At 44.7% G+C, this 10,487-nt stretch carries 8 protein-coding genes; 6 read left to right on the top strand and 2 right to left on the bottom strand.

Annotation, left to right across the window (positions count from 1 at the left end):
• Nucleotides 1–599 precede the first annotated feature (599 nt).
• The 5 genes from L976_RS20430 to L976_RS20450 all read left to right on the top strand — a co-directional run bounded on the left by L976_RS20430 (nucleotide 600) and on the right by L976_RS20450 (nucleotide 7,636).
• Nucleotides 600–1,760 carry a cation diffusion facilitator family transporter gene (locus L976_RS20430; RefSeq protein ID WP_047539651.1) on the top strand — a complete coding sequence of 387 codons (1,161 nt, stop codon included), beginning with the start codon at nucleotides 600–602 and terminating at the stop codon, nucleotides 1,758–1,760.
• A complete protein-coding gene (locus tag L976_RS20435; protein WP_037417825.1) occupies nucleotides 1,760–2,221 on the top strand; it encodes a MarR family winged helix-turn-helix transcriptional regulator in 462 nt (153 codons plus the stop codon). The genes L976_RS20430 and L976_RS20435 overlap by 1 nt, the downstream gene beginning before the upstream one ends.
• Before the next feature lie 249 nt (nucleotides 2,222–2,470).
• A complete protein-coding gene (locus tag L976_RS20440) occupies nucleotides 2,471–4,564 on the top strand; it encodes a prolyl oligopeptidase family serine peptidase (protein WP_047539653.1) in 2,094 nt (697 codons plus the stop codon).
• Nucleotides 4,565–4,822: 258 nt separating this feature from the next.
• A complete protein-coding gene (locus tag L976_RS20445; RefSeq protein ID WP_047539655.1) occupies nucleotides 4,823–6,448 on the top strand; it encodes a phosphoethanolamine transferase in 1,626 nt (541 codons plus the stop codon).
• A gap of 159 nt (nucleotides 6,449–6,607) precedes the next feature.
• Entirely contained in the window at nucleotides 6,608–7,636 is a 1,029-nt protein-coding gene (locus tag L976_RS20450) for a GGDEF domain-containing protein (RefSeq protein ID WP_047539657.1), read from the top strand.
• Between the two features lie 114 nt (nucleotides 7,637–7,750).
• Here L976_RS20450 and L976_RS20455 read toward each other — a convergent pair whose 3' ends face one another.
• Complete coding sequence (locus L976_RS20455; protein WP_047540819.1) at nucleotides 7,751–8,395, bottom strand: DUF938 domain-containing protein; 645 nt, start codon at nucleotides 8,393–8,395, stop codon at nucleotides 7,751–7,753.
• A gap of 314 nt (nucleotides 8,396–8,709) precedes the next feature.
• On the opposite strand from L976_RS20455, the gene L976_RS20460 reads away from it, so the two are divergent.
• Nucleotides 8,710–9,999 carry an NAD(P)/FAD-dependent oxidoreductase gene (locus tag L976_RS20460; protein WP_047539659.1) on the top strand — a complete coding sequence of 430 codons (1,290 nt, stop codon included), beginning with the start codon at nucleotides 8,710–8,712 and terminating at the stop codon, nucleotides 9,997–9,999.
• 62 nt (nucleotides 10,000–10,061) lie between these two features.
• Here L976_RS20460 and L976_RS20465 read toward each other — a convergent pair.
• The coding region (locus L976_RS20465) for a LysR substrate-binding domain-containing protein (RefSeq protein WP_231570525.1) at nucleotides 10,062–10,487 on the bottom strand (426 nt) is incomplete at its 5' end.

The following is a 10,487-nucleotide window of genomic DNA, read 5'->3' on the forward strand; positions in this document are numbered from 1 at the left end:
CGGCATTATAACAAAAATCATTGTTAATCGAGTCTTAATGTTAATCGAATAAGCGAATTGCTATGCCTTGATTTTTGAATTGATGTGCGCTAGGCGAGGTTGCGTGGTGTGAGCTGTATCACGTAACCATTAAATGCAATGTGAAAAGTACAGGATAATTTAGGTCTTGCTCACAAAATAACTATCTCAATATAGGCATTTATCGCAGGCTTGATAATAATGGGTTCATACCCACTAGGAGAGTGAATATGAACACCGAACTTAAAATGGCGCTAGGTACTACAGTTGTAATTGCTTTATTTTTCAGTGCATTCTTCGTATCTATGTTCTGATACCGCATTCTAATCAAATCCTGTGTTAAGGCGCTTAAATCGGTTGATTTAAGCGCCTTTGTGTTTCTAGACTCCGCCATTTTCCGTATCTGTCCGTTTTAACATCTCGTGATTGTCGGCAATATTTCTGCAAATAGTTTGAAAAATGATTATTTTGATATTTATATATTTTGATTTTCAAACTAAAATACTGGTGTAAGTCATCAAACACCACAAGTACTGTTGCCTCAATCGGTTAGAGAAGGGCAGGGAGCGTAGGAAAAGACAATGAAAATAACACCCTCAACAACAATGTCGCAGCCAAGTCATGGCGTTGGACACTCCATCGCCCAATGGCAACATCCCCATGGATTCTCTACACAAAATACTGATGGCGAAAAAAATACCCGTTATGTGCTGTATTTAACGGTTATCACTATGGTGGCCGAGATTGTGGCGGGCACGATATACGGCTCTATGGCATTGCTGGCCGATGGTTGGCATATGGGCACCCATGCCGCCGCCTTTATGATCACGCTGTTTGCCTATTCCTATGCCCGTAAGCACGCCAATGATCCTGCGTTTGCCTTTGGTACTGGTAAGGTCAGTGTACTTGGGGGGTATACCAGTGCAATTGCTTTAGGACTGGTTGCACTTATCATGCTTATCGAATCAGGGATGCGTTTGATAAACCCTGAGAATATTCACTTTAATGAGGCCATTTTCGTAGCCTTGATTGGATTAAGTGTGAACGTATTAAGCGTGTTTTTGTTGAAAGACCATCACTCCCACGACCATGGACATTCACACGGTCACTCTCATGGCAACACTCACGCACATGATCATGATGATGAGAACGATGACCATAAGGCTCATCAAGATAATCATTGCTGCCATGGGCACGATCATCATGCTGCTGACCATGACCATGACCATGACCATGACCATGACCATGACCATGACGACCATTCACACAACCACGCACATGGGCATTCGGGGCATGATCACAACCTTAGAGCGGCTTATTTTCACGTATTAGCTGATGCATTAACCTCAGTGCTGGCGATTGCCGCACTCTTATTCGGTAAATATATGGGCTTAACCTGGCTCGACCCGATTATGGGGATTGTAGGGGCAATTATTATCAGTCGCTGGTCATGGGGATTGATTCAGCAAACGAGTCCAATTTTGCTCGACGGCGGGGTAAATGCAGCGTTACAGCGTAAAGTGCGCGAAACCATTGAAGCGGTGCCTGATCACCAAGTCGCCGATTTACATATTTGGCGCGTGAGTGCCGATCACCATGCTATTATGTTATCCATAGTGTCCCACTCACCGAAAGAAGCCAGTTATTTTAATCAGTTACTGACTAAGTTCCCTGAGTTATCCCATATTACTATTGAGCTGCATACTTGTCGTCAACGTGAGTGTGTCGCTAAGGAAGCCTAATGACAGTTGCACCGCAGCATGATGCTCTATCAGCCTCGGCCGTCCATTCCACGGATCAGGCGTTAAACCATGTGATTATTGAGTTTTATGAAAAATTATCATCTTGGGAGCATGCTATCGTGCGTGATAAGGGTTTTAGCCTATCACAGGTTCACACCATTGAATTATTGGGAGTGCACGGCGCGATGCGGATGAAGGAACTTGCTGATAAAATTGGGGTAACGACTGGCACGCTTACGGTGCAAATCGATAAGATGGTCGAATCCCAATGGGTTGTGCGCCGCCCGCACGAAACCGATAGGCGCTCGATTCTGGTCGAGTTAACCGAAAAGGGCCAAGCACTATTTCTTGAGCATGATGCGCTGCATTTGCAATTAACGACCGATCTCACCGCTAAAATGAGCGCGGAGGAGCGCAGCGTGCTGCTGAACCTGCTGACGCGGATGAACCAAGAGTTTTAATTGCACATTTATGTAGCTCATTAAGTCACGATTAAAGCGCCCCGATGGGCGCTTTTTTTATGACACAACATCTTGAATATTTTCGATTCATTCTCGATTAATCATCCGTGATTACAATATCTTATCTTTTGTTACATTCTTGTTGGATTAAAAGTTGAACTGAAAATCAATTAAGGTAATGTAGAGCAGAAATTAAGATGGACTCAATTTAAGGGCTCTGTTTAAGGACTCTGTTTAAAAAGGAATAACATGAATCGTAAATTACTGCCTTGGTGCATCGCAGGTGTGCTCACTATGACTGCTCAAGTCCACGCGCAAGAAGACAAGTATATTTGGCTTGAAGAGGTTGAAGGCGCCAAGCCTATGGAATGGGTTAAGACCCAAAATGCCGCTTCTGCCGCTGAAATTAAAGCGTTCAAAGGGTTTGATACCTTAGTTGCAAATAGCCTCGCTATCCTCAATGACAAAGAGCGTATTCCTTACGCCACACACATCGGCGACAAGCTGTATAACTTTTGGAAGGACGATACCCATGTACGGGGGATTTACCGTCGCACCACGATGGAAGAATACACAAAGGCGCAACCCAAGTGGGAAACCGTGCTTGATGTCGATGCTTTAGGTAAGTTGGAATCGGTTAACTGGGTATTTAAGAGCATTGATTGCCAATATCCCGATAATCAACGTTGTTTTGTGTCTTTATCCCGTGGCGGCGCAGATGCGGTCGAAGTGCGTGAATTTGATTTAACCACCAAAGATTTTGTGCCAGCAAAAGATAAGCCATTCTTTTTAAAAGAAGCGAAATCTAGCCTAAGTTGGATAGATAAAGACCAAGCATTTGTCGGCACCGACTTTGGCGATGGCCAAAGCATGACGGACTCAGGTTACCCCCGTGTCGTTAAGTTATGGCAACGTGGTACGCCACTTGAGCAAGCGAAAACGATTTTTAGTGGTGATAAAACCTCGGTGGCAGTATCGGGTTGGGTGATGTTCGACGATAAATCTCCGCTGAGCCTAGTCACAGAAGCACATACCTTTTACACCGCCACCCAATATGTTTATCAAGACGGCAAACTGATTAAACTACCCATCCCACAAGATGCTGAGATTAAAGGCTATTTCCAAGGCAAATTGTTTATTGAGCTAAAAAGTGACTTAGCAACGCCTGCGGCGACATTCAGCCAAGGCGCTGTGGTGTTCGCTAATGTGGCCGATCTAATTGCCCAAAAAGTCTCCTTCACTGAATTTGTGAGCCCAACCCCAACAGCATCTATCGCGCAGCTAAGTTTCAGTAAGAGCGCGATTTTTGTTAATTGGCTCGATAACGTGAAGAGCAAGCTGGTTCGCTACGAGCAAGATGAAAAAGGCGCATGGCAAAGCACGCCAGTGCCCTTTGAGGCCAATGGTGCGCTAACTGTGATGGATATGGAGCGTGACAGTGACGATTTCTTCGTCAACTACACTAGCTTCCTTGAGCCATCGAGCCTGTATACCGTCAATGCTAAGACGCTTAAACCTCAAAAAATCAAAGGTATGCCTCAGCAGTTTGCGGCGGATAAATTTAAAACCGAGCAATATTTTGCCACTTCAAAGGATGGTACCAAAGTGCCTTATTTTGTGGTGATGGCAAAAAATCTTAAGCTCGATGGCAGCAATCCAACATTGCTTTATGGTTATGGTGGATTTGAAGTGTCTCTTCGCCCAGCGTATTCAGCCACTATTGGTAAAAACTGGTTAGAGCAGGGCGGTGTGTATGTACTGGCCAATATCCGAGGTGGCGGCGAGTATGGTCCTGCGTGGCATCAAGCGGCGCTTAAGCAGAATCGTCATAAGGCTTACGAGGACTTTGAAGCCATCGCCGAGGATCTCATAGCCCGTAAGATTACCTCGAGCAAGCATTTAGGTATTCAAGGCGGCAGTAATGGTGGTTTGCTAATGGGCGCTGCCTTTACCCGTCGTCCCGATCTCTACAATGCCGTAGTGTGCCAAGTGCCATTACTCGACATGTATCGTTTTAACAAGTTACTCGCGGGAGCCAGTTGGATGGGGGAATACGGTAATCCTGATATTCCACAGGAGTGGGACTACATTAAAACCTACTCGCCATATCATAATCTGCATAAAGACGTGCATTATCCTAAGGTGTTTTTTACCACCTCAACCCGTGACGACAGGGTACATCCAGGGCACGCCCGCAAGATGGTGGCTAAGATGAAGGATATGGGTATTGATGTGCTTTACTATGAAAATATCGAAGGTGGGCATGCTGGGGCTGCAGATAATAATCAAGCTGCGGAACTAAATTCAATGGCGTTTGCCTACTTATTACAGCAGTTAAAATAATCGCACTTGTTACCGCAGTAAATTAACAAGCTGGGGTTAGTTCCGAGCAAGTCCCTATAGGTTGGGGAGTCAAAAACGGTCGAATGCCTTCAGATTCGGCCGTTTTTTTAATCTGTATTATAACTTGTTAATTATAAAGATTATTTAATTGAGGAGAATCTGACGACTTGCTAAGATGGCGCAAATTGTAGGGCATAAGATTGCCTTAAGAAAACTAAGTTAGCTTCGGCCCACTATTGATTTGAGAGACCATAACCAGTGCTGACGAGATTTAAAACCCTAACCGTGAATCGTTTCACTTTTATCACCGCATTATTTTACGTTTGCGTTTTTAATATCCCACTGTTTGAAATCATCAAAAAAGGCATTGAAAAACAACCTGATGTCGATCCGGTTTTTATCGCCAGTATGCCGTTATTTTTGATCTTTGCGCTGAGTTTTGTGTTTTCGCTGTTTACAGTGAAGTATCTGCTAAAGCCCTTTTTTATCATCCTCACTTTATTATCATCTAGCGTGTTTTTTGCGGCCTTAAAATACAATATCGTGTTTGATTACGGCATGATTGAAAACACCTTTCAAACCAACAGCGCTGAAGCGCTGATGTATGTCAATTTTGCTTCCATACTCAATATGCTGCTTACGGGGATTTTGCCAGCCTATTTGATTTACAAAGCTGATATCCAATACAAGCCATTTTTCAAAGAGTTGCTACATAAAGTTTTGTTTATGCTGGCGATGTTAGCAGGGCTTGGGATTATCGCTTTCTTCTATTTCCAAGACTACGCTTCCTTTGGCCGCAATAATGATGAGATTAAGCGTTATATCGTGCCGACCTATTTTATTGGTGCGGCGGCTAAGTACATCAATGTGCATTACCTACAAACACCAATCAAATATGAACAGCTTGGCTTGGATGCAAAAAATGTCAGTCCCAATGCCAACGGTAAGCCCAATTTATTAGTGCTGGTGGTTGGGGAAACGGCTCGTTCGATGAACTATCAATACTATGGTTATGATAAACCGACTAACGCCCATACTCAGGGGCAAGGATTACTGGTCTTTAAGGATAGCCATTCTTGTGGAACGGCAACCGCAGTATCGCTGCCTTGCATGTTTTCCCGCATGGGACGCGATGACTATGATTCCCGCCGTGCCTATGCCCAAGACACGGCCGTTGATGTACTGAATCATGGCGGGATTAAGGTGCAATGGTTTGATAATGACTCGGGTTGTAAAGGCGTGTGCGATCAGGTTGAGAACATCACTATCGATTTAAAGAGCGATCCTGAGTTGTGCTCCGGTCAATATTGCTTTGATCAAGTTTTGTTGAACAAACTTGATGAAGCATTAGCTAACGCCGAGCAAAAAGATACTGTGATTGCGTTACACATTATTGGCAGTCACGGACCGACTTATTATCTCCGTTATCCGCCAGAGCACCGTAAATTCACCCCGGATTGCCCACGTAGCGATATCCAAAATTGCAGCACTGAGGAGTTAATGAATACCTACGACAATACTATTTTGTATACCGATTACATCATCAGTGAAGTCGTCAATAAGCTTAAACAACAGCAAGAAAAATTTGATACTGCCATGTTCTATCTATCCGATCATGGCGAGTCTTTGGGTGAAAAAGGAATGTATTTGCATGGCGCCCCTTACAGCATTGCGCCCATTGAGCAAACGAGTATTCCTATGCTGGCTTGGTTTTCTGAGGATTTTAGTCAAGACAATCATTTGAATATGGCCTGTCTTGCCAAAGAAGCCGAAAAGGGGGGATTTTCCCATGACAATTTATTCGATAGCCTATTGGGATTAATGAATGTTCAAACTCAGGTTTATCAGCCTGAATTGGATATTTTTGCCCGCTGCCGAGGTTGAGCCGCTTTTGGCATAACATAAAAAATTAAAGGAGGATGGCAACATCCTCTTTTTGTTTTTGCGCGCCATCATAATAATCATTTTACCCAGTATCCAAAATGAAGCAGTTGAGTTAACTTAAGTTATACAAAATTATAACAACTCATGGATGCATGATTCATGTCTTTTCCTGCAGCAAATAAAGAGCTCGATTCAGCGGCTCAAATTTTACGTTTAGCTGTACCGCAAATGTCTGCGCTTGATATACCGGTTACGCCAGAAAACTACACCGTTTGGTATGAGTATTTTGCTCAGTCAAACTTAGATCTAAATCGTGCTATTGATGGTTTTCTTGCTAACAATGTCGTATTCACCAAAGAAGTGAATACCAGTCTGTACAAGAATTTTATTCAAGAGAAGTCCCCTGAAGTCATTGAGAATGTCCAGATAGAAACTCAGATACTGATTAACTCTCTCATCAGTAAAATTACTCAGTTAACTCAAGGGACGGAAGCATTTACAAGCACCTTGGCGGATTTTGGATTGCAACTGCAATCAACGCCCGATGTGAATACGTTAAATCAATTAGTCGATGGGGTGCTTGATGAAATGCAGAGCCTATTGGTTAATAACCAAGCCATGGAGCAGAGCCTCAATGCCATGGGACAAGAAGTACAAAACTTAAAAGCTGAAATGGAAAATTTAAGTCTGGCAGCAATGACAGATCAATTGACTTCGTTACATAACCGCCGAGCTTACGAAATTGCCATTCAAGACCATATCCATCGTGCGGAGGAACAACAAACCCGTTGTAGTTTATTACTTGTGGATATTGACAGATTTAAGATATTTAACGACACCTATGGGCATCAAATCGGCGACAAAGTCTTGGCTTATGTTGCGCTGGCTTTAAAACAATGTGTGCGTGGTGATGACTTTGTCGCCCGTTACGGCGGTGAGGAATTTGTGGTATTGCTGCCTAATACCCATTTTCATGATGCGCTGCAAGTGGCCGAGACTTTGAGGGAGCGGATCTCCGAGCGGCGCCTAGCCATAGGCAAAGATAAAAAACTCTCATTGGGCGCCATTACGGTGTCGATTGGCTTAGCCTCTTTGCAAAAGGGCGATGATGCAGAAACCTTGTTTAGCAGAGCGGATAAAGCCCTGTATGAAGCTAAATCTGATGGCCGTAATTGCGTGCGTGGCTGAGTTGTTGCTTATTATTAGTATAGTTTGAGGGCGTATGTATAATGGTTTAAGTGTAAGTAGTCACAGCATCCTTATGCTTCACTGATGCGAATCTTGGGTTCAGGATTGAGCGCCTTACGCCAATAAATGCTTAAAATGCAGTAAGCGATTGTTGGCGGGCATGGCGATATCTTCGACTAAGGTTAAGTTTTGGGCTTGGGCAAGGGTGACAATCCATTCAACATCTCGAATACCGCTTTCACTATCTCTTTGTTTTAATAAGTCATCAAATCGCCGATTGCTGTCGCTGGTAAAGTGACCTTGATAGTTAAAAGGCCCGTACAGGCATAGGGTGTTGAGCTGTGGTAAATACTCTCCTAAGCCATTAAAAAATGCTTCCACCTTGGGTTTACTCATAATATGTAAGGTATTGGCGCTGAATACTGCATCGATATGGGGGCCGTTGATAGACCAAGGTAGTGATACATCAAGTGTAATAGGTAAGCCAAGATTATGAACGCCAAGTTGATGACCTTGTTGTAAACATCTTGCACTAATGCCCTCAAGATATTGCGCTTGATCGCTCGTTTGCCAAAAAAGCTGAGGGAGATTCGCCGCAAAATAAACGGCGTGTTGTCCCGTGCCGCTGCCAATTTCAAGTACCTGTTTGGTATTGGCAAAAGCGGTTTTTAATACCGCAAGAATAGGCGCTTTATTATTTTCACAGGCTTGAGAAAAGGGCAGAACATCAGTTGTTTGAGGTTGTATATCCTGCGGCATAGTTTCTCCTGATAGGTCATTGTTAGACAAGTTATTGTTAAATAAATCTTTGTGAAATGCGTCTTTCTGATGGCGATTACCCTTGAGACAATAACGCAGGGTCAATTCTATTACCATCCTAGCGGGTGGTGCCTAGCTTAAGTCACTAACCTCGTTAATCCAATGGCTTAAGCTGTTTTGCCAAACTCGCTTATTTCCCTGTCAGGGGCATTCTTCTGTTGACCATGATAATAGCTTCGTTATACTCAAAAATTCTGAACGTTTGTAAAAAATATTAAACGAAAAATCATAATAACATCGTGTAAGGAAACCCTATGTCAGCCAAACGCTGCGCCTCTTATTACAATGCCACTATTAAGCAAGAGTCTGATTATCCAGAACTTGAAGGTGATCTTCGTGTAGATGTTGCCATTATCGGCGGCGGGTTTACTGGGGTTGCAACCGCGGTTGAGTTGTCTGAAAAAGGCTACAAGGTCGCATTACTAGAGGCAAATAAAATTGCTTGGGGCGCGACTGGCCGTAATGGTGGTCAAGTGACCGGAAGCCTATCTGGCGATGCAGCGATGACCAAGCAATTACGGCGTCATCTTGGTCAGGATGCCGAGGATTATGTGTGGGATCTTCGCTGGCGTGGGCACGATATCATCAAAAGTAGAGTGGCGAAGTACAACATTGATTGTGATTTAAAATTTGGTCATATCCAGACGGCCTATCGCCCCGCACATATGGCAGAGTTACAGCAAATGTTCGACGAGGCTAATCGCCGTGGCATGGGGGAGTTTATGACCTTAGTGCCTGAGCAGGAGATGCCCACCTATTTAGCCTCGCCCTTGTACCACGGCGGTTTAGTCAATCGGCGCAATATGCATCTGCATTCGGTAAATCTATGCCTTGGTGAGGCGCGAGCCGCGGCCTCATTAGGCGCGCAGATTTTTGAACATTCGCAGGTGCTGGATATTCAGCAAGGAGAGCTTGCAACCGTGGTCACGCCAAAAGGAACGGTTAAGGCAAACAGCGTGCTCATCGCCGGCAATGCCTACCACAAATTGGGCCGTCCCAAGCTACGGGGCATGTTATTTCCTGCCTCCCTTGGCAATTGTGCGACAGCCCAATTGCCAGCTGAGTTAGCTAAGCAACTTAATCCACAGGATTTGGCCGTGTATGATTGCCGCTTCGTGCTGGATTATTACCGCTTAACTGCCGACAACCGTTTGATGTTTGGCGGTGGCACCAATTACAGCGGCCGCGATCCTAAAAACGTTGCCGCTGAGCTGCGCCCGGCGATTGAACGTACTTTCCCCCAGTTAAAGGGCGTCGATATTGAATTTGCCTGGGCTGGCATGGCGGGGATAGTGATTAACCGTATTCCTCAGCTGGGCAAAATTACTCAGAATATCTTCTATTGTCAGGGATATTCCGGCCATGGCGTGGCAACTTCCCATATCATGGCCGAGATCATGGGGCAGGCGATCGATGGTCAAATGCGAGAGTTCGATCTCTTCGCCGCCATGCGTCATATCCGGATCCCGCTGAATGAATGGTTTGGTAATCAGGCACTGGCCTTAGGTATGTTGTATTACACCCTCAGGGAAAACTGGCGCTAAACAGGTGGGGAGTCCGGCGGCAGCGAGATGATTGTCACTCATATTGGATTAATTGTTGTGAGTTAACTGCTCGCCAGTTTTTCAGCTAAATAATCTACTAAAACCCGCACTTTGGCGCTCAGGTGACGATTTTGGGGGTAGAGCGCCCAAATGCCTTCTTTGGATTCGCGGTGTGCGTCGAGGAAGGAGATAAGTTTGCCTGCATGAATATCTTCTTCAATATAATAATCAGGGAGTTGTACTATCCCTATGCCCTTTAACGCTGCATCCCGCAGGGCATAGCCGCTGTTGCAGATAAGGTTGCCGCGTACCTTAATATTGCGCTCGCGGCCATGTTCAATAAAGCGCCAGTAATTGTGATTCCCGATCAGACAATTATGTTGATTTAACTCCGAAAGCGTATGGGGCTCACCGTATTTTTCAACATAACTGGGCGAGGCGGCCACATAATGGGTGCGGCTACTCAAGGGTTTGGCCATCAGGCTTGA

Origin of the sequence: Shewanella sp. ZOR0012 (assembly GCF_000798835.1) — a bacterium.
In the GTDB taxonomy this organism is placed as follows: domain Bacteria; phylum Pseudomonadota; class Gammaproteobacteria; order Enterobacterales; family Shewanellaceae; genus Shewanella; species Shewanella xiamenensis.

Excerpts from the sequence above, each read along its gene's own strand:
- L976_RS20460 (WP_047539659.1), top strand. The coding sequence starts at position 8,710 with ATGTCAGCCAAACGCTGCGCCTCTTATTACAATGCCACTATTAAGCAA.
- L976_RS20440 (WP_047539653.1), top strand. The coding sequence starts at position 2,471 with ATGAATCGTAAATTACTGCCTTGGTGCATCGCAGGTGTGCTCACTATG.
- L976_RS20435 (WP_037417825.1), top strand. The coding sequence starts at position 1,760 with ATGACAGTTGCACCGCAGCATGATGCTCTATCAGCCTCGGCCGTCCAT.
- L976_RS20455 (WP_047540819.1), bottom strand. The coding sequence starts at position 8,395 with ATGCCGCAGGATATACAACCTCAAACAACTGATGTTCTGCCCTTTTCT.
- L976_RS20430 (WP_047539651.1), top strand. The coding sequence starts at position 600 with ATGAAAATAACACCCTCAACAACAATGTCGCAGCCAAGTCATGGCGTT.
- L976_RS20450 (WP_047539657.1), top strand. The coding sequence starts at position 6,608 with ATGTCTTTTCCTGCAGCAAATAAAGAGCTCGATTCAGCGGCTCAAATT.